14 protein-coding genes are annotated in these 20,080 nt (G+C 72.4%); 7 read left to right on the forward strand and 7 right to left on the reverse strand.

Annotation, left to right across the window (positions count from 1 at the left end; all coding sequences use genetic code 11):
• Positions 1-28: 28 nt before the first annotated feature.
• Together ggt and ACZ6TV_RS01735 are read right to left on the reverse strand one after the other, a co-directional pair.
• Positions 29-1,801 carry a gamma-glutamyltransferase gene (gene ggt, locus ACZ6TV_RS01730; protein ID WP_465294224.1) on the reverse strand — a complete coding sequence of 591 codons (1,773 nt, stop codon included), beginning with the start codon at positions 1,799-1,801 and terminating at the stop codon, positions 29-31.
• Between the two features lie 39 nt (positions 1,802-1,840).
• The gene (locus ACZ6TV_RS01735; protein WP_465294226.1) at positions 1,841-2,824 is read right to left on the reverse strand and encodes a GlxA family transcriptional regulator; all 984 of its coding nucleotides are present in this window, start codon (positions 2,822-2,824) and stop codon (positions 1,841-1,843) included.
• A gap of 19 nt (positions 2,825-2,843) precedes the next feature.
• Here ACZ6TV_RS01735 and ACZ6TV_RS01740 point away from each other — a divergent pair, with 19 nt between their 5' ends.
• On the forward strand, positions 2,844-4,169 hold the full coding sequence (locus ACZ6TV_RS01740) for an MFS transporter (protein ID WP_465294228.1): 1,326 nt from the start codon (positions 2,844-2,846) through the stop codon (positions 4,167-4,169).
• On the opposite strand, the gene ACZ6TV_RS01745 is transcribed toward ACZ6TV_RS01740, so the two are convergent.
• The 4 genes from ACZ6TV_RS01745 to ACZ6TV_RS01760 all read right to left on the reverse strand — a co-directional run bounded on the left by ACZ6TV_RS01745 (position 4,166) and on the right by ACZ6TV_RS01760 (position 7,769).
• The gene (locus ACZ6TV_RS01745) at positions 4,166-5,716 is read right to left on the reverse strand and encodes an aldehyde dehydrogenase family protein (RefSeq protein ID WP_465294231.1); all 1,551 of its coding nucleotides are present in this window, start codon (positions 5,714-5,716) and stop codon (positions 4,166-4,168) included. The two genes, ACZ6TV_RS01740 and ACZ6TV_RS01745, sit on opposite strands and share 4 nt — an antisense overlap.
• The gene (locus ACZ6TV_RS01750) at positions 5,713-6,183 is read right to left on the reverse strand and encodes a T3SS (YopN, CesT) and YbjN peptide-binding chaperone 1 (RefSeq protein WP_465294233.1); all 471 of its coding nucleotides are present in this window, start codon (positions 6,181-6,183) and stop codon (positions 5,713-5,715) included. The genes ACZ6TV_RS01745 and ACZ6TV_RS01750 overlap by 4 nt, the downstream gene beginning before the upstream one ends.
• Before the next feature lie 74 nt (positions 6,184-6,257).
• Positions 6,258-6,803 (reverse strand): hypothetical protein, encoded by a 546-nt coding sequence (locus ACZ6TV_RS01755; protein WP_465294235.1) that lies wholly within the window; start codon positions 6,801-6,803, stop codon positions 6,258-6,260.
• A 552-nt stretch (positions 6,804-7,355) separates the two neighbouring features.
• Complete coding sequence (locus ACZ6TV_RS01760; protein ID WP_465294237.1) at positions 7,356-7,769, reverse strand: HAAS signaling domain-containing protein; 414 nt, start codon at positions 7,767-7,769, stop codon at positions 7,356-7,358.
• An 85-nt stretch (positions 7,770-7,854) separates the two neighbouring features.
• Here ACZ6TV_RS01760 and ACZ6TV_RS01765 point away from each other — a divergent pair, with 85 nt between their 5' ends.
• Both ACZ6TV_RS01765 and pulA read left to right on the forward strand, forming a co-directional pair.
• Positions 7,855-8,319, forward strand: a complete 465-nt coding sequence (locus ACZ6TV_RS01765) for a MarR family winged helix-turn-helix transcriptional regulator (RefSeq protein ID WP_465294240.1) — start codon at positions 7,855-7,857, stop codon at positions 8,317-8,319.
• Positions 8,320-8,404: 85 nt separating this feature from the next.
• Complete coding sequence (gene pulA / locus ACZ6TV_RS01770; protein ID WP_465294242.1) at positions 8,405-14,140, forward strand: pullulanase-type alpha-1,6-glucosidase; 5,736 nt, start codon at positions 8,405-8,407, stop codon at positions 14,138-14,140.
• Positions 14,141-14,252: 112 nt separating this feature from the next.
• Here the strand turns inward: pulA and ACZ6TV_RS01775 are convergent, their stop codons facing one another.
• Positions 14,253-14,396: a hypothetical protein gene (locus ACZ6TV_RS01775; RefSeq protein ID WP_465294244.1), complete on the reverse strand. Its 144-nt coding sequence runs from the start codon at positions 14,394-14,396 to the stop codon at positions 14,253-14,255.
• Positions 14,397-14,823: 427 nt separating this feature from the next.
• Here ACZ6TV_RS01775 and ACZ6TV_RS01780 point away from each other — a divergent pair, with 427 nt between their 5' ends.
• The 4 genes from ACZ6TV_RS01780 to ACZ6TV_RS01795 all read left to right on the forward strand — a co-directional run bounded on the left by ACZ6TV_RS01780 (position 14,824) and on the right by ACZ6TV_RS01795 (position 19,894).
• The gene (locus ACZ6TV_RS01780) at positions 14,824-17,475 is read left to right on the forward strand and encodes a sensor histidine kinase (RefSeq protein WP_465294246.1); all 2,652 of its coding nucleotides are present in this window, start codon (positions 14,824-14,826) and stop codon (positions 17,473-17,475) included.
• A 5-nt stretch (positions 17,476-17,480) separates the two neighbouring features.
• Positions 17,481-17,897 (forward strand): roadblock/LC7 domain-containing protein, encoded by a 417-nt coding sequence (locus tag ACZ6TV_RS01785; protein ID WP_203848489.1) that lies wholly within the window; start codon positions 17,481-17,483, stop codon positions 17,895-17,897.
• A complete protein-coding gene (locus ACZ6TV_RS01790; RefSeq protein ID WP_465294249.1) occupies positions 17,894-18,859 on the forward strand; it encodes a TAXI family TRAP transporter solute-binding subunit in 966 nt (321 codons plus the stop codon). The genes ACZ6TV_RS01785 and ACZ6TV_RS01790 overlap by 4 nt, the downstream gene beginning before the upstream one ends.
• Before the next feature lie 75 nt (positions 18,860-18,934).
• Positions 18,935-19,894 carry a threonine ammonia-lyase gene (locus ACZ6TV_RS01795; protein WP_465294252.1) on the forward strand — a complete coding sequence of 320 codons (960 nt, stop codon included), beginning with the start codon at positions 18,935-18,937 and terminating at the stop codon, positions 19,892-19,894.
• Positions 19,895-20,080 lie beyond the last annotated feature (186 nt).

Below are 20,080 nucleotides of genomic sequence, written 5' to 3' on the forward strand. Positions count from 1 at the left end.
CGATCTCACGCCGCAGGTGGGCAGGGTGTCAGCGACGGACGGTGCCGGCCGACCCGCTGCCGCGCCGGACCGGCTCCGCGCAGGCCAGGAGCTTTCCGCGGGGCAGGAACTCGATCGCGGTCGCGGCCCCGATCTCAGCCATCGGGGTGAACGTGTGCCCGAGCCCGCCCAGCGCGACGCCCGGCCCGGCGATGAACGCCGGCTCCGCCACCACGGCGGCGGTGTTGCGCTGCGTGGCCCGCGGCGCCGCGAGGGCCTCCGGCAGCGTCATCCCGAGGTCGATCCGGTTGACCAGGATCTGCAGCACGGTGGTGATGATCGTCGAGCCGCCGGGGGAGCCGAGCGCGAGGAACGGCTTGCCGTGCTGCAGGACGATCGTCGGCGCCATCGAGCTGCGCGGCCGCTTGCCTGGGCCGGGCAGGTTCGGGTCGTCGGCGGGCGCCTGGGTGTTGGTGAAGTTGAAGTCGGTCAGCTCGTTGTTGAGCAGGAAACCGCGGCCCGGGACGACGATCCCGTTGCCGCCGATCTGCTCGATGGTGAGCGTGTACTCCACGACGTTGCCCCACTTGTCGGCGACGGTCAGGTTCGTCGTCGACTTGCCGAAGTCGGTGCTCGCCCCGCCCGTCGCGGTGGCACAGCCGTCGTATCGGCCGTCCGGTACGCCGGGCAGCACCGGCTTCTGCGCGGCCTTCGCCGGGTCGATCTGGCAGGCGCGCTCGGCGGCGAAACCGTTGGTCAGCAGCGCGTCGAGCACCCGGCGCGGGGTGTAGTCGCCGACGTAGCGGTTGCGGTCGGCGAAGGCCAGGGCGCTCGCCTCCAGGTAGCGGTGCAGCGCCTGCGTGCCGTCGAGCTTGCCCAGGTCGGAGCGCTCGAGGATGTTGAGGGCCTCGCCGACGGTCGAGCCGCCGGACGACGGGGTCGCCATGCCGTACACGTCGTAGCCGCGGTAGTTCATGTGCGTCGGGTCGGGGCGGCGGACGTCGTAGGCGCGCAGGTCGGCCAGGGTCATGCCGCCGGGGCGGATCTCGTACTGCCACGGCAGCGCCGGGCTCGTCGCGACCGGCGGGTGCTGCACGGTCTGGACGATGTCGCGGCCGACCTCGCCGCCGTAGAACGCGTCGATGCCCCGCCGTCCGACCAGGTCATAGGTGGCGGCCAGGTCGGGGTTGCGCAGCGTGCTGCCGACCGCCGGCGGCTGCCCGCCCGGCAGGAACAGCGCCGCGGTGGGCGTGAACTGTGCGAACGCGGCGGCGTTGTCGCTGACCTGGGTCGCGAACGTCTGGTCGACGGTGAAGCCGCGCCGGGCCACGTCGGCGGCCGGGCGCAGGCTCGTCGCCAGGGACCGCGAACCCCACCTGCGCAGCGCGGTGTCCCAGGTGGCGAGGGTGCCCGGTACGCCGGCGGAGAGGCCACTGACGCGGGCCTCCTGGAACGCGTAGGGCTGGCCGGTCGCCGGGTTCACGAACGCCGTCGACGTCATCGACCGCGGCGCGGTCTCCCGGCCGTCGAGGGTGGACACCTTGCCGCTGCGGGCGTCGTAGTACACGAAGAACCCGCCGCCGCCGATGCCGGAGGAGAACGGCTCGGTCACGCCGAGGGTCGCCGCGACCGCGACGGCCGCGTCGACCGCGTTCCCCCCGCGGCGCAGCACGTCCAGGCCGACCGCGGTGGCTGTCGGGTCGACCGAGGTCACCGCGCCGCCGTAGCCGGTCGCGGTCGGGCCGCTGGTTCCGGCGGCGGTGGCCGGCGCGGCCGGCACGAGCAGTATCGGTATCAGGGCGAGCGGGACGAGCCTGCGCACGGTGCCTCCCGGAGGATCGACGGTGATCGTTCCTCCTGCCTACCGTCCCGGCGCCCCGGGCACAACCCGGAACGTCCGGCGGTACGCGCTCGGGGCGACACCGATCGTGGTCTGCAGGTGCTGGCGCAGCGACGCGGCGGTGCCGAGCCCGGACCGGCGGGCGATCTGCTCCACCGCCAGGTCGGTGCTCTCCAGCAGGCCACGGGCGTGATCGACCCGCTGCTGCAGCAACCACCGGGCCGGGCTGACCCCGGTCTCCTCGCGGAACCGGCGGGTGAACGTCCGCACACTCATCGTCGCGTACGCGGCCATGTCCTGCAGCGTCAACGGCTCACCCAGCCGCTGCAGCGCCCATTCCCGGGTCGGGGCGGTCGTGGTGTCGGTGACCCGCGGCAGGGGGCGTTCGATGTACTGCGCCTGCCCACCCTCCCGCCACGGCGGCACGACGCTGCGCCGGGCGGCCCGGTTGGCGACCTCGCTGCCGAAGTCGGTGCGCACCACGTGCAGGCACAGGTCGATCCCCGCGCCGACACCGGCGGAGGTGAGCACGTCGCCGTCGTCGATGAACAACACGTCAGGGTCGAGCTTGACCTGCGGATACAGCTCCCGGAACTGGTCGGCCCAGCCCCAGTGGGTGGTCGCCCGCCGGTCGTCGAGCAGCCCCGCGGCGGCGAGCACGAACGCCCCGGTGCAGATCGACATGACCCTGGCCCCACGCGCGTGCGCGGCTCGCAGCGCCCCCGCCACCTCGGGCTCGACGCTCGCGTCCTCGACCGGGCCACCGCGGTGGATGCCGGCCACGATCACGGTGTCGGCCACCTCGGTGATCTCCAGGCCGTGGTCGGGCAGCACCTGGAACCCGGCCGCGCTGCGGACCGGCAGCCCGCCCGGCGTGCAGACCTGGATCTTGTACCGCCGCAGCCCGTCGTCGTCCCGGGCCGCGCCGAAGATCTGCGGCGGGGTGCCCAGGTCGAACGCCACGACGCCGTCCAGGGCGAGCACGGCGACCAGGTGTCTGTCCATGGCCCAATTCTTGCGCACTATGGCTGTCGGGCCACTCGTCCGGTCGTACCGACTCCCAGATCATGGTTTTGTGAAACGAATCCATCCGGCCTGGTCGGTCGCCGTCGTCGCCTTCGTCGCGCTGGTCGGGGCGGCCGGCTTCCGCGCCACGCCCGGCGTGATGCTGCACCCGCTGCACGAGGAGTTCGGCTGGTCGCTGGGCACGATCTCGCTCGCCGTGTCGATCAACCTGCTGCTGTTCGGCCTCACCGCACCGTTCGCCGCCGCCCTGATGGAGCGGTTCGGGATCCGGCGCGTCGTGGCGTACGCGCTGCTGCTGGTCGCCGCCGGCAGCGGGCTCACGGTGTTCATGCGACACAGCTGGGAGCTCATCGCGCTGTGGGGCGTGCTCGTCGGCCTCGGCACCGGCTCGATGGCCCTCGCGTTCGTCGCCACGATCACCGGCCGCTGGTTCGTCAAGCGGCGCGGACTCGTCACCGGCATCCTCACCGCCGGCGGCGCCGCCGGTCAGCTGGTGTTCCTGCCGGTCCTGGCGCTGCTGGTGGACGCGCGCGGGTGGCGGGCCGCGGCGCTGACGGTCTCCTTCGCGGCGCTGCTGGTCGTGCCGCTGGTCCTGTGGCGGCTGCGCGACAACCCCGCGGACCTGGGCGTGACCGCCTACGGCGCATCGTCATCCGATGCCGCTCCTGTGCCGCCGCCGGGTGGCGCCGCCCGCCGGGCGCTCGGCGCGCTGCGCGGCGCCGCCCGGGTGCCCGCGTTCTGGCTGCTCGCGGGCGGGTTCGCGATCTGCGGCGCGACGACGAACGGGCTCATCGGCACGCACTTCATCCCCGCCGCGCACGACCACGGCATGACCGAGCCGGTCGCCGCGTCGCTGCTCGCGCTCATCGGGCTCTTCGACATCGTCGGGACGATCGCGTCGGGCTGGCTCACCGACCGGATGGACAGCCGGGTGCTGCTCGGCTGGTACTACGCGCTGCGCGGGCTGTCGCTGCTGGTGCTGCCGGTGCTGTTCGCCGCGACGGTCCGGCCGAGCATGGTCGTGTTCATCCTCTTCTACGGCCTGGACTGGGTGGCGACGGTGCCGCCGACGGTCGCGCTGTGCCGCGAGTACTTCGGCGCCAGCGGCCCGGTGGTGTTCGGCTGGGTGTTCGCGTCGCACCAGTTCGGCGCGGCGATCGCGGCGACCAGCACCGGCCTGCTGCGCGACCGGCTCGGCAACTACGACCTCGCCTGGTACGTCGCGGGCGGCCTGTCGATCGGCGCGGCGGCCCTGTCGCTGCTGTTGCTGCGCACCCGGCGCGGGGTCGTGACCCCCGCGCCGGTCGCCGTGGCGGCCGCCTAACCGGCCAGCCTGTAGTCCAGATCCGGCGTGATCTCCAGCGTGTCCATCTGGGCGCGCTGGAGCTTGCCGGAGTAGTCCCAGTTCATCGACTGCCAGCGGGTGAACTGGTCGAGCACCCAGACACCGGACTGGCGGCTGCCGTTGCCGGACTTGCCGTTGCCGCCGAACGGCAGGTGCGCCTCCGCACCCGACGTCGAGTTGTTGACGCTCACCATCCCGGCCCGGGTGCGGCGGCGGAACGTGAACGCCTTGCCCGGGTCGGTGGTGTAGATCGCCGCAGACAGGCCGTAGCCCGGCGCGTCGGCGAGCTCGACCGCCTGGTCGAGGGTGCTGTAGGCGGTCACCCCGACCAGCGGGCCGAAGGTCTCCTGCTGGAAGATCTTGTCGTCCGGTCGCACGCCGTGGACCAGCACCGGGTGGTAGAACAGGCCCGCCTCGGGGTCGCCGACGAAGCCCTCGCGCGGGTTGTCCCTGCCGATCCTGCCGGTCGCGCCGGACACCCGGTGATGGTCCTCGAGCCAGCCGAGGTATTCGTCGAACCGGGCCGCGAAGCGCTCCGTCATCAGCGGCCCGTAGAGCACCGACGGGTCGGTGGGATCGCCGACGACCGCGCCGCGGACTGCCTTCTCGAGCCGCGCGGTGAACTCGCCGAGGACGCTGTCCTGGACGATCAGCGTGCCGAGCGACGTGCACCGCTGGCCGGCGGTGCCGAACCCGGCGAACAGCGCGCCGTGCACGGCCAGGTCCAGGTCGGCGTCCTCGGTGACGATCATCGGGTTCTTGCCGCCGAGCTCCAGGCAGGCGCTCTGCAGGTGCCGGCCGGCGAGCTCGCCGATCCGCGCGCCGACCTCCGACGAGCCGGTGAACCCGACCTTGTCGATCAGGTTGTCCCCCAGGGCCCGGTCCAGCCCCTCGAACGTGGTCGGCCCGTCGGCGAACACCACGTCGAACACCCCCTCCGGCACCCCCGCGCGCCGGATGAGCTGGGCGAACGCGTCGGCGCAGGCGGCGGAGTACTCGGCCGGCTTCCACACCACGGCGTTGCCGCACAGCAGGGCCGGCACCAGATACCAGCTGGGGACCGCGACCGGGAAGTTGCCGGCCGTGATGATCGCGGTGACGCCGACCGGCACGCGGAACGTGAACAGCTGCTTGTCGGGCATCTCGCTCGGCACGGTCTGCCCGTACAGGCGGCGGCCCTCACCGAGGAAGAAGTCGCAGGTGTCGACGATCTCCTGCACCTCGCCGCGGGCCTCGGCGATGGTCTTGCCGACCTCCCGTGTCACGAGCCTCGCGAGAGGCTCGAAGTTGGCCTCGACGAGCCGGCCCAGGTTGGCGATCACCCGGCCGCGGACCGGCGCGGGGACGTCGGCCCACGCGCGCTGCGCGCTTCTCGCCGCCCGGCACGCGGCGACGAACGTGTCGGCGTCGGCCAGAGCGACCTCGGCGACAACCTGATCGAGGTGGGACGGGTCGACGGAGAGGAAACGGGCATCGCCGGGCGCGTCGAGGGGTCTGCCGCCGACGGTGGAGACGAGGAGGGTCATGCCCCCATCTTGCCGTGCGGAGTGTCCGCCGGATGCCGGGAAGTGGGCGGCGGCGCGAACGCCAGCTCACCGCCGAACTGGTCGTGCAGCCGCACGTCGTAGTAGTCGGCGGCGTCGGCGACCCAGTCGCAGGCGTTGCTCAGCTCGGTCGCGTCGAGGGTCTCGGCCATCAGCTCGTAGGACGCGATGACGGAGCCGTCGCGCCAGAACAGGCGGACGAAGTTGAGCCTGCCGTTGAGGTCGTTGAGCTCGGTCAGCAGCCCCGGCGAGCACTCGAGGCCGCGCAGCAGCGGGGAGAAGGCCCGCACGAACGGCGGATCGTTGGCGACCAGGCGCAGATAGACCACGGCGGTGCCGCTGCGGATGGCGGCCGGGGTCGCGCTCAGGTCCGCAGGCACCGGCTGCCCGCCGAGATAGTCGGTGAGCAGGCGGTGCACCCGAGCTCGCACAGCGTCGTCGATCGACACGCCGCCACCTTACCCAATCGCCGCCAGGCGGGGCGTTGCCGCTTTCGCCGGGGGGCTTGCCGGACGGCGGGCGGTCAGCCGCTCTTGCCGGGGCGGCCCGGCGGCAGGAAGCCGCGGCGGCGGGCCTCCTTCACCCAGCGGTGCGCGGTGCTGACCGGGACGCCGTGCTGGTCGGCGAGGTCGCAGGCGGGCCGCGGCGAGTCCTGGGCGAAGTCGAGATAGACGACGGCGACCTCCCGGTAGAAGACGTCCGGGCGGCCACGCGACCGGCCGGCACCGCCGCCCGCGGCCCTGGACACCGCGAGGGCCGGCTCGACCATCTCCCATCCGGCGTCCACGGCGACCGGCGGCACGACCGGCCGGGCCCGCGGGTTGAGCACCGGAGGCATGTCGATCGACTCGTGGACGACCGTGAGCTGCGCATTGGCCGCCGCCTCGATCCTGCCGACGGGGATCGCGCGGAGCAGCTCGGCGCTCGGGCTGCCGTCGATGTGCAGGCCCGTCAGCACCAGCCGACCGCTGTCCGCGACGCTGACCCGCACCTGGACGCTCTGCGCCAGGGGCGGCTCCTGGCGCCATTCATACCAGCCATCGGCGACTGGAAAGAGCCGGCCACGCACCTGGCAAATCTAGACCACCTTTCCTCAAATCAACAATTGCGCGAACCTAGACGTCTAGATACGCTGACCTGGACACACCAGCCCAGCGGCTTCAACGGGGGGTGTTCGGAGCAACCGACGCATGGCCGTGCGTCGACCAGCTCCGGCCGAAGCCATGGCACGTCCGCGTTCCAGGGGGAGCAGGGGGAGGACGCGGACGGGTGGTCGCCGGGCGGATGCGCAGCGATGCGCGTTCCGCCCGGCGGCGACGGTGACGAGCCGCGGTCGCGAGGTCTCGCCGGGCCTCGCGACCGTTCGCCCCGCCGCCGCGCCTGCTCGGATCGTTCCTGCGTCGGGTGGCGCCGCAGTCGGGGTGTCTCGTGGGTCTGGGTGGCGCCTCGCCGTCGGGTGCACGCCGGCCAGGCGCCGGGCGGAGGTCCGGCCCGGAGCGCCACAGCTGCTAGGTCGCCGCTCTCCGGTCGACTCGTGCGGCAGTGAGTCGCGTGTCGCCGGACCGTGCGTCGAGGACGTGGGTGCCTCGGTCGCTCGGCTGGTCTGAGCGCGGCGCGCGGGTCAGTTGCGGCTGGTGAAGAAGACGAAGACGCCGGTCAGGACGACGCCGATGCAGAGCAGCGACACCATGGCCACCGTGGCGAGGACCCAGAGGACCGCGCCGAGCTTGCGGCCGGGGTCGATCTCGATCGGGGCGGCGGGCTCGGGGGCGTCGCAGGCGTGCTCGGCGGCCTCGAGTTCGGCGGCCAGCTCGGTGGGGTCGCCGAGGAGGTCCAGCACCGAGTGCACCTCGGTCTCGGGGCCGGGCGCATGGGTCTGGCCGCCCTGCTCGGCCTGCCGGGTCTCGGCGAGCTTGGCGGCGATGTGGTCGCTGAGGTCGCTGAGCAGCTCGTCGCGACGGCCGGCAGGCACGCCGTGCAGCGCCTGCTCGACAGCGCGGAGATAGTCGTTGACCTGATCATCGTAGGTGTTCACGGCATCCCCGTCCGGAATAACTGGCACTCTCCAGCATGATCAGTAAGACTTTTCGCACATGCACGCAGTCGTGGAGGGGAGCGATGTGAGCACACCGACCCGCTGGCTCGACGCCGATGAGCAACTCGCCTGGCGTGCTTTCTACTCCGCCGCGACGCAGCTCATCGACCGGCTCGACCGCGAGCTGCAGCACGACGCGAGCATGCCGCACGCCTACTACGAGATCCTCGTCGTGCTGTCGGAGTCGCCGGGACGCACCCGGCGGATGAGTGAGCTCGCCGACCTCACCCGGTCCTCCCGGAGCCGGCTCAGCCACGCCGTCACCAAGCTCGAGGCGCGCGGCTGGGTCCGCCGCCGCGACTGCGACGACGACAAGCGCGGGCAGTTCGCGGATCTGACGGACGCCGGGTTCGCCGCGCTCGAGGCGGCCGCGCCCGGGCACGTGGAGACGGTCCGCTCGCACCTGTTCGACCCGCTCACCCCGGAGCAGGTCGAGCAGCTCAGGAAGATCAGCGAGGCGATCACCGCGTCGCTGCGCCCGCCTTCCTGAATCCCCCACCACCGAGCGGCAAGCCTTGTGTCGATCATTCTGTGTCGATACGTTCACGGCCTGCCGCGAGATGATGGGGCCCGCCATGAAGCGTCTGAAACTCACGCAAACCATCGCAGCCGCGGGCGTCGCGGTGGCCATGCTCGCCGCGGTGCCGGGGAGCGTGCCGACGCTTCCGGAGCAGGCGAAGACGCCCAGCGGCTATTCCAGCGGGGTGCCCCAGTGGGAGGGCGAGCCGTCGATCGCCAGCCTGCTCGCCGGCAGCATCGAGCAGCACGCCGAGCAGTTCTATTTCGTGCTCCCCGACCGTTTCGCCGACGGCGACCCGGCCAACAACACCGGCGGGCTGCCCGGCGACCGGATGAGCACCGGCTACGACCCGACCGACAAGGGCTTCTACCACGGCGGGGACCTCAAGGGCGTCATCGACAAGCTCGACTACATCGAGCATCTCGGCACCACCGCGATCTGGCTCGCCCCCGTGTTGAAGAACCGGCCGGTGCAGGGCAGCGGCGCCGACATCTCGGCGGGATACCACGGCTACTGGACCACCGACTTCACCCAGATCGACCCGCACTTCGGCACGAAGGACGACCTGCAGCGGCTGGTCAGGCTCGCGCACAACCGCGGCATCAAGGTCTATCTGGACGTCATCACCAACCACACCGCCGACGTCATCCGCTATGCGCAGGACCAGTATGCGTACCGGAACAAGACGGACTACCCGTACAAGGACGCGGCCGGCAACAAGTTCGACGACCGCGCGTTCGCCGACGGTCGGCACGGCTTCCCCGCGGTGAACGCGCAGTCCTTCCCTTACACGCCGGTCTTCGGCAGCGAGGCGGACAAGACGGCGAAGAAGCCGGCCTGGCTCAACGATCCGCTGATGTACCACAACCGCGGCGACTCCACGTTCAGCGGCGAGAACAGCGAGTACGGCGACTTCTTCGGCCTCGACGACCTGTGGACGGAGCGGCCAGAGGTCGTCCGCGGCATGACGAAGATCTACGCCGACTGGGTCAAGGACACCGGGATCGACGGCTATCGCATCGACACCACCAAGCACGTCAACATGGAGTTCTGGCCGCAGTTCGTCGAGGGCATCGACAAGGTCGCGAAGCCCGGCTTCTTCATGTTCGGCGAGGTGTACGACGCCGACCCCCAGTTCACCTCCACCTACGTGCGCAAGGGCCGGCTCCCGGCAACCCTGGACTTCCCGTTCCAGCAGGCCGCGACCGACTATGTCGCGCGGGGCGGCTCCGCCGCCGGGCTCGCCGGCGTGTACGCGCAGGACGACCTGTACACCTCGGCCGGCACCACCGCGGGGACCCTGCCCACCTTCCTGGGCAACCACGACATGGGCCGCATCGGCATGTTCGTCGCCGGCGGCGGCACCGACCCCGCCAGCTACCTGCGCCGCGACCAGCTCGGCCACGAGCTGATGTTCCTCACCCGCGGCCAGCCGGTCGTCTACTCCGGCGACGAGCAGGGCTTCACCGGCGCCGGCGGCGACAAGGACGCCCGGCAGGACATGTTCCCCAGCCGGTCCGCCGACTACCTCGACGACGACATCCTCGGCACCGACACGACCCACGCCACCGCCCACTACGACGAGCAGCACCCGATCTACCGCACCATCGCCGGCCTGGCCGCGCTCCGGCAGGCGCACCCCGCCCTCAAGCAGGGCATCCAGCTGACCCGCTACGCGGCGCAGGGCGCGGGCGTCTTCGCGTTCTCCCGGATCGACCCGAAGCAGCGGGTGGAGTACCTGGTCGCGACCAACAACGCCACCACCTCGCAGACGGTGACCGTGCCGACGGCCATGGCCAGCACCACCTTCGACCGGATCTACCCCGCCACCGGCGGGATCGCGGCCTCCGCCGGCGACGGCCGCCTGCAGGTCGACGTGCCGCCGTTGAGCACCGTGGTGTTCAAGGCCCGCGGCGCGATCGCCAAGCCGGCCGCCCGCCCGACGATCAAGCTGGTCGCGCCCGCCGCCGGGCAGCCCGTCCCGGGTCCCGTCGAGGTGAAGGCGGAGGTCACCGGCGACCCCCTCGCCACCGTCACGTTCGCCGCGAAGGTCGGAAACGGGCCGTGGAAGCTGCTCGGCACCGACCACGCCGCGCCGTACAGCGTCTCCCACGACCTCGACGGGCTCCCCGCCGGCACCACCCTCGAATACAAGGCGGTCGTGCGGGACGGCTCCGGCCGTACCGCGGAGACGAGGATCACCGCGAAGGTCGGCACCCCGCCGAGCGCCGCCGCACCCGACTACGCGATCGTGCACTACCAGCGTCCGACCGGCGGATATGAGCCCTGGAGCCTGTACGCGTGGGGCGACATCGAGTCGCCGATGACGTGGCCGACCGGCGCCCCGTTCGCCGGGGAGGATTCGTTCGGCCGCTTCGCATGGGTCAAGCTGAAGCCGGGAGCGGCGAACGTCGGCTTCCTCGTGGTCGACTCGGGCGGGGTGAAGGACGTCGCCGTCGACCGCTCGCTCGACCCGACGAAGACGCCGGAGATCTGGCTCAAGCAAGGAGACGCGACCATCTACACCTCACAGGCCGCGGCCACCGGCACCGTCGCCGTGCACTACGGGCGACCCGACGGCGACTACACCGGCTGGGGTCTGCACCTGTGGGGCGACGGGCTCGCACCCGGCACCGGCACCGACTGGTCCGCGCCGCGGCAGCCCGACGGCACCGACGCCTACGGCGCCTTCTGGCACGTGCCGGTCACCGACCCGAGCAAACCGGTCAACTTCATCGTCCACCAGGGCGACGTGAAGGACCCCGGCGCCGACCAGCAGGTCCTGCCGAGCCGGCAGGGCGAGGCCTGGGTCCGGTCCGGCGAGGCGACCGTCCACCCGACCCGGGCCGCCGCCGAGCACACCGCCGTCCTGCACTACCGCCGCCCCGCCGGCGACTACACCGGCTGGGGCCTGCACGTCTGGACCGGCGCCGCGACCCCCACCGAGTGGGCGAGCCCGCTGCCGCCGGAGGGCACCGACGCGTTCGGCGCGCGGTTCCGCGTCCCGCTGGCCGACAACGCCACGGTCCTCAACTACATCCTGCACAACGGCGACGCCAAGGACCTGCCCAGCGACCAGGCGCTCGACCTCGTCACCGTCGGGCACGAGGTCTGGATCCTGTCCGGCCAGGAGAAGTACCTCCTGCCGATCCCGCCGCAGGGCACCCCCGACACCGACCTGACCAAGGCCAAGGCGGTGTGGGTCGACCGCGACACCATCGCCTGGCGCGCCGGGCCGACCGACGGGCACTCCTATGAGCTGCTGTCCGCGCAGGCCGGCGGGCTGTCGGTCGTCGACGGGCAGGTCGTCGGCACCGCGACCGCGCTGGGGCTGCGGGCCGTCGGCAGCCTGACCGAGGCGCAGCGGGCCAAGTTCCCGCACCTGTGGGCGTATCAGGCGTTCCACGTCACCGGCGACCGGTCCGCGCTGGCCGCCGCCCTGCGCGGGCAGGTCGTCGTGGTGGAGCGCGACGCGGCCGGCGCCGTCACCGAGGCCAGCGCCGTGCAGGTCGCCGGGGCCCTCGACGACCTGTACGTCGGCGCCGTCTCCGCGAAGCTCGGCCCGCACTTCGACGGCGGCCGCGTCGCGGTCAGCGTCTGGGCGCCGACCGCGCAGAACGTCGCGCTGGAGCTCTTCGACAGTCCGTCGGCGCAGCCGGTACTAAAGACGATGCGGCGCGACGAGCTCACCGGCGTGTGGAGCGTCGCCGGCGACCGCTCCTGGAAGGGCCGCTACTACCGCTTCCGGGTCACCGCGTGGCAGCCCGCGGTCCGGGGCGTGACGACGGCGTCGGTGACCGACCCGTATTCGGTGTCCCTCGCCGCCAACTCCACGCACAGCCAGATCGTCGACCTGACCGACGCCGCGCTGCAGCCCACCGGCTGGTCGGCGGTGAAGAAGCCGCCGGTGCCGGCCCGCCCGCAGATCCAGGAGCTGCACGTGCGGGACTTCTCCATCGCCGACACCACGGTGCCGGCGCAGCAGCGCGGCACGTATCTGGCGTTCGCGCAGCCGCAGTCGGCGGGCATGACGCACCTGCGGGACCTGGCGAAGGCCGGCACGTCCTACGTGCACCTGCTGCCGACGTTCGACATCGCCACGATCCCCGAGCGGCGCGCCGACCAGCAGCAGCCGCCGTGCGACCTGGCCACGCTGCCGCCGGACTCCAGCCAGCAGCAGGCGTGCATCGCGCAGATCGCCGAGCAGGACGGCTACAACTGGGGCTACGACCCGTTCCACTACTCCACGCCCGAGGGCTCCTACGCCACCGACCCGCAGGGCACCCCGCGGATCAACCAGTTCCGCCAGATGGTCGCCGGGCTCAACGGCGCCGGCCTGCGGGTCGTCGTCGACGTCGTCTACAACCACACGACCGCCGCCGGCACCGACCCGCACTCGGTCCTCGACCAGATCGTGCCCGGCTACTACCACCGGCTCCTCGACGACGGCACCGTGGCCAACTCGACATGCTGCGCCAACACCGCGCCGGAGAACGCGATGATGGGCAAGCTCGTCGTCGACTCGGTCGTGCTGTGGGCCAAGCAGTACAAGGTCGACGGTTTCCGCTTCGACCTCATGGGTCACCACCCGAAGGCCAACATCCTCGCCGTCCGCGCGGCCCTGGACCAGCTGACCGTCGGCAAGGACGGCGTCGACGGCAAGAAGATCCTCATCTACGGCGAGGGCTGGAACTTCGGTGAGGTCGCCAACGACGCCCGTTTCGTCCAGGCCACCCAGGCCAACATGGGCGGCACCGGCATCGGCACCTTCAACGACCGGCTCCGCGACGCCGTCCGCGGCGGCGGCCCCTTCGACGGCGACCCGCGCATCCAGGGGTTCGCGTCCGGGCTGTACACCGCGCCGAACGGCGACCCGGCCAACGGCACGTCCGCGGAGCAGCGGGCCAGGCTCCTGCACTACCAGGACCTGATCCAGGTCGGTCTCACCGGCAACCTCGCCGCCTACGAGTTCGTCGACTCGACCGGCCGCCGCGTCACCGGCGCGCAGGTCGACTACAACGGCTCACCCGCCGGGTACACGAGACTGCCGGCCGAAGGCGTCACCTATGTCGACGCCCACGACAACGAGATCCTCTACGACGCGCTCGCCTACAAGCTGCCGACCGGCACGACCGCCGAGCAGCGCGCCCGGATGCAGGTCCTCGCCCTGTCGACCACGGTGCTGGGGCAGGGGACCGGGTTCGTCACCACCGGCTCCGACCGGCTGCGTTCCAAATCCCTGGACCGCAACTCGTTCAACTCCGGTGACTGGTTCAACCAGATCCGCTGGGACTGCGCCGCCGGCAACGGCTTCGGCACCGGCCTGCCACCGGCCGCCGACAACCAGGACAAGTGGCCGTACGCCCAGCCGCTGCTCGCCAACCCGGCCCTGGTCCCCGACTGCGCCGCCGTCGACCTGGCCGCGGCCCGCTTCCAGGAGCTGCTGCGCATCCGGGCCAGCTCCCCGGCGTTCGCGCTCGCCACCGCCACCCAGGTCCAGCAGCGGCTGACGTTCCCCCTGTCGGGGACCGCGGCCACCCCCGGCGTGATCACGATGACCCTGGACGCCCGCGGTATCGACCCGCGCTACCGCACCATCGTCGTCGTCTTCAACGCCGGCCCGGCCGCCGCCACCCAGACCCTCGCCGGTTACACGGGCACCCGGTTCACCCTGCATCCCGTCCAGGCCGAATCGGCGGACCCGCTCGCCCGCCAGGCCACGTTCGACACGGCCGGCGGCACGTTCACCGTCCCCGCCCGCACCGTCTCCGTCTTCGTCCAGCCCGCCTAGCGGGGCCGGTCCCAGCCTCGGCGCGGCCTTCGCACGGCCGCGCCGGGGTGAAGTCGGTGCGGCAATGTCCTCAAGAGTGGGCGGCTGGTGCCGTTTCGTCCGGTGTGAGGCATCAGCGGACGTTCAGTGTTGCGGGGCTGCTGCTGGTCGCGGTGCTGTCCGGGGCGACCGGGAAGCCGTCGCCGCCGCCCGGGCCGCCGCTGCCCGGACCGCCCGCCGTGATCGAGCCGGGCGCGCCGCCGTCGACGCTGCCCACGTTGAGCGGGCCGCCGTCGCTGCGGGAGCCGTCCGGGCGGTCGGTGGCACCGCCGTCGAGCGCCGCGCCGCCGGAACCGAGCGTTAAAGCAACCTCAAGCCCGAGCCCCGTCGCGAAGACCGAAAGTAGCCGCCGGTCGACCGGCTGGATCGGGCTCGGTGTGGTCGTCGCGCTCGCCGGAGCAGCCGCTTTCGTCGTACTGCGACGGCGCCGTCACACGTAGTCGCGAATCGCGGGCCGTTTGGCTAGTGCGGGACGCCGTTCGGCGAATGAAGGCTTATCGGCGAAGCACCTTTCCAGTAGCGTGCCCTTTCGTGCTCCTTAACGACCTTTCCAGCTACAGCGGGTCGCGGGGGCGCGGTCACCTTCACTCTTCGCACGCACGCGCGTACATCGCGTGTCCTCTGTGACGGGCAGGGAATGACGGTTGGCAGGCAGCAGCTCCTCCCGAGCGACGTCCGGCGCCGAACCCCGCGCGATCGGCGGCAGCGCCGGCAGCGGACGGCAGCGCCGGCCGGGTGCGCCTGACACCTCGGTCGCCGGGCACCGGCGCGGCGGCGCGACCCGGCCCAGCCGGCTGCGGTCCGTCCGGACCCAACTCATCGCCCCGATCATCGTCGCCATGATCGGTCTGGCGGCGCTGAGCACCGCCCAGGCCGACACGGCCACGTCCGCCGCGACGGACGCCGCCCGCGCCCGCACCCTGGCGTCCACCGCGACCAGCGCGGTCAGCTTCGTCCACGAGCTCGAACGCGAGGTCGCCGAGACCGCGGCGCTGCGGCAACGTGGCGGCAAAGCCGGCGTCTCCCTCGTCATCGCCCAGCGCGGACGCACCGACGAGGCGGCGAAACGGTACCTCGCCGACAGCCGCGCCGCGGTCAAGGCCGTGCCCGCCCTGGACCGCGCGGTCCGGACGGCCAGCGACATCTACAGCCGGCTCGGCGCGACCCGCGAGGCCGCCGACAACAACGCCCCGATCACGCTCATGACCGACCCGGTGTACCGGCCGCTCGCCGAGGCGCTGCTCGCGATCGCTGACGCCGTACCGGCGCAGATCGCCGACATCGAACTCGCCAACGCCGCCCGGGCGGTCGCGTCGGTCGCCGCCGTCGAGCACTTCGCGGCACTGGAACGGGACCTGCTGCGCGCCGTGTTCTCCCGCGGCGCGCTCGAACCCGGCGACCTGGGCACCATGTCGGAGCTGCGGGGCGCCCGCGACCAGCGGGTCGCGGAGTTCCAGCGGGCCGCGACCGGCACCGAACGCACCGTGTACGACGACGAGATCCGCGGCCTGGACGTCGACAAGGCCGACAAGCTCGCCGCCGCCGCCCGCAACGCGGAGAAGGACCCGGCCGGGCTGAAGGTCGACGCCGACACGTGGTTCGTCGCGCAGTCCGGCTTCATCCGGCGGCTCAACAACGTCAGCCTCGACCTGTCCGACCGGCTCGACGCCCGCGCCGAGCAGATCGCGGTCACCGCGCAGCGGCGCGCGTGGGCCACCCTCGTCGGCACCGCCGTGCTCGGTCTCGCCGCGCTCGCGATCGCGGTCACCCTGGCCGTCCGGACGGCCCGCCGGCTGCGCAAACTGCGGGCGGCGGCGCTGACGGTCGCCCGCCAGGAACTGCCGGACGTGATCCATTCCGTGACGACCGGCGCGCCGCTGCCGACGGCGACGGCGGCGGCCGCGGCGACCCGGAGCATCGCCGCCACCAACGACGAGATCGGCCAGGTCGCCGACGCGTTCGCCACCGTCCACCGCACCGCGCTGCGGCTCGCCGGTGAGCAGGCCGAGCTGCGCGTCGACGTGTCCCGCATGGCCGAGGTACTGGCCCGCCGCATCCGCACCCTCATCACCCGGCAGCTGCGCCTCCTCGACGAGTTCGAACGCGACGAGACCGACCCGGACGTGCTGGCCCGCCTGTTCGCGCTCGACCACATCGCGGCCCGCCTGCGCCGCAACGGCGAGAACCTGCTGGTCCTGTCCGGCGGCGAACCGGGCCGCCCGGCGACGCAGGCGATCGGCGTCGGCGCGGTCATCACCGCCGCGGCGTCGGAGATCGAGGACTTCCAGCGGGTCGAGGTCCAGCCCGCCGACCTGGCCATCACCGGCCCGGTGGTCGGCGACCTCGTCCACCTCCTGGCGGAACTCCTCGAGAACGCCACCACCTTCTCGCCGCCGACGCAGCAGGTGCGCGTCGACGCCCGGCCCACGGTCGACGGGGCGATCATCCGCGTCCACGACAGCGGGATCGGCATCGCGCCCCGGCGCCTCGCGGAGATCAACTCCCGGCTGGCGACGCCGACGACGCTGAGCAGCGCGGCGGCCGGCACGATGGGCCTGCACGTGGTCGCGCACCTCGCCGCCCGGCACCGGATCCGGGTCGAGCTGCACGCCACCGGCAGCGGCACGGTCGCCTACGTGGCGCTGCCGCACCGGGCACTGGAGCGGATCAGCGCCCTGCCGGTCGGGGCGACGTCGGTGGCCGCACCGGTCTCCGCCGTGCCGGTGTCGTCCGTGCCCGTGTCGTCGGCGCCGGTGTCGTCCGCGCCCATCTCGGCCGTGCCCGTGTCCGCGTCGCCGACCTTCGGGCCGCCGCCGGTCGTCGTGCCGTCGACGGTCGGCGCGCCGCTCGGCCGCCCCCGGGTCCCGCAGCCGTACGTCCCGCACCAGCCGGCGGCGCGCAGTCCGCTGCAGGCCTCGCCGCGCGTACAGCAGCGGCAACCAGAACCGTCCGGGCAGCCCGCACCGTGGTTCCGCCCGTATCTCAGCAGCGGTGGCGACACCCCCACGCCGCCCGTCTCGCTCACCCCGCCCCCGCCTGCCCCCGGTGCCTGGCCGCCGCGCCCGGGGGTCCTGTCCAGTGCCGGAGGTGGCTCGGTGGACGAGCAACGCGACCTACCCCGCCGTCGCCCCGGAGCGCAGCTCGCGCCCGGTGTCACCGAACCGCAGCAGCAGCCGACCCGCGGTGGCGCGGTCGACCCGGAAGCCGTCAGGAGCCGGCTGTCCGCGTTCGCCGAGGGTGTCTCGGCCGCCGCCCGCCGCGCGAACAGCACCACCTCAGGACAGAAGGACCAATGATGGCGATGCCAGACGCTCAGAACCCGACCGGCGCAGGCCAGCTCGACTGGCTCATGGCCAGTTTCGCCCGGCAGGTCCCCGATGTCGCGCACGCGATCACCGTCTCCGGCGACGGCCTGCGCCTGGCCTGCTCCGCCGACCTGCCGGTGGACCAGGCAGACCACCTCTCCGCCGTGATCAGCGGCCTGGCCAGCCTCACCTTCGGCGCCGCCCGCGTCATGCAGGCCGGCCAGGTGCGCCAGACCATCGTCGACATGGACGGCGGCGTCATGATCGTCATGTCGGTCGGCGACCGCGCGCTGCTCGGCGTGCTCGCCGCCCCCGGCTGCGACCTCGGCCAGGTCGGCTACGAGACGGCGATGCTGGTCCACCGGGTCGCCGACGCGCTCGACCCCCTGCCACGGGATGCGATGCTCAGGTGAGGCGTTTCGCGGCGGTACTGGCGCTGCTGGCAACGCTCGCCGGCTGCGGCTCCACGGCGACACCACGGGCCGGCGCGGGGCTGTGGCACAGCGGGCGTATCTACATCGCGACCGGCAACACGACCGGCGTCTACTACCAGTTCGGCGGCGGCTACGCCGACCTGGTCACCAAGCACGTGACGGGCTACGAGGCGCGCGCCGAGGCGACCGGCGCCTCCGCGGAGAACATCCAGCGCGTCGCGACCGGAGACATGGACGTCGCGTTCAGCATCGCCGACACGGCCGCGGACGCCGTCACCGGCAAGGGCGCCTTCGAAGGCCGGCCGCAGAAGGTCGTCGCCCTCGCCAGCCTGTACCGCAGCTACGCCCAGGTCGTCGTGCGCACGAGCCTGCGCATCACCAAGTTCGCCGACCTGCGCGGCAAACGGGTCTCCACCGGATCCGCCGGCTCCGGCGCCGACATCTTCGCCGGCCGGCTCCTGTTCGCCGGCGGGCTCAACCCCGACACCGACATCGTCCGGCAGCGGCTCTCCCTGCCCGAGACGACCAAAGGCATGCAGGCCGGCACCACCGACGCGCTCGTCTTCACCGGCGGCCTGCCCACCCCCGGCATCGCCGACCTGCTGGCCAGCGCCCCCGGGGAATACACCCTGCTGCCACTCGCCGACCTGCTCAAGCCGCTCGCCTTCCGGTACGGCACGGTGTACGCCGCCGGCAAGCTCCCCAAAACGACCTACGAGACCCCCACGGACATCGACACGATCGTGATCGGCAACCTCCTGCTGGTCTCGCCCGACATGCCCGAACAGCTCGCGCACGACCTGACCAAGATCCTGTTCGACTATCAGATCGAGCTGAGCCGCGTCCACCCGGAAGGCGCCAACTATGACAAAGCGGGTGCTCTGGGCACCGATCCGGTACCGCTCCACCCGGGTGCCGCAAGGTTCTACAGCAGTGGCTGACCGCCGACGTTATGGATCTCTCATTCGCCGGATGCGAGGAGGGTGATCATGCCCGTGGGCTGTCAAGATGACCCGGTGACCGCCACTGCACACGACCTCGTCAGCCTGGACGACATCCGCGACGCCGCCGCGCGGATCTCCGGCCTCGTGGTCCGCACCCCCCTGCTGCCGTGCCCCTGGGCCGACGAACTGTGGCTGAAGCCGGAAAGCCTCCAACCGATCGGCGCGTTCAAGCTCCGCGGCGCGACCAACGCCCTGCACCGCCTCGACCTGGACCACCGCCGCGCCGGCGTGGTCACCCACTCCTCCGGCAACCACGGCCAGGCCCTCGCCTACGCCGGCCGGGCCCTGGGCGTCCCCGTCACCGTCGTCATGCCCGACGTCTCCAACCCCCAGAAGATCGAGGCGACCCGCGGCTACGGCGCCGAAGTCCTCCTCGTCTCCCAGGCCGAACGGGAGAACGTGGCCCGCGGCCTGGTCGCCGAGCGCGGCCTCACCCTCATCCCGCCGTACGACCACCCCGACATCATCGCCGGCCAGGGCACCGTCGGCCTGGAGATCTTCGAAGACCTCTCCAACGTCGACGTCGTCGTCGTCCCCGTCGGCGGCGGCGGCCTCTCCTCCGGCGTCGCCACCGCGATCAAAGCCCTCGCCCCGCACGTCGCCGTGATCGGCGTCGAACCCGCCGTCGCCGCGGACGCCGCCGAAAGCCTCGCCGCCGGGGTCGTGCGCATCTGGCCCGAGCAGCGCATGCTGAGCACCATCGCCGACGGCCTGCGCACGCCGCTGTCCGAGCTGACCCTCGCGCACCTGAGCACCCACCTCGACGCGATCGTCACCGTCGCCGAGGACGAGATCCTCGACGCCGTGAAGGTCCTCGCCCGCCGGGGCCGCCTCATCACCGAACCGAGCGGCGCCGTCTCCACCGCCGCCGTCCTCCACCACCGCGACGAACTCCCCGCAGGCCGCACCGTCGCCGTCGTCAGCGGCGGCAACATCGACCCCCGCCTGGCCGCCCGCCTCTTCGCCGACTGACCAGTTATCCACAGCCTGTGGGTAACACCTGTGGGCATCTTCCCGCCGCAACCCCCTCACCCGGGCAACACGCAGGTGGATCCGAGGTGTACTCAGCGCGGTTATCCACAGGCCTGTGCACAGTCGTCCACAGGTTCGCGGCGGGTTATCCACAGTTGGGGACATCTTCCTGTGGACGACCGCTCC

Source organism: Dactylosporangium sp. NPDC051087, from assembly GCF_055586325.1.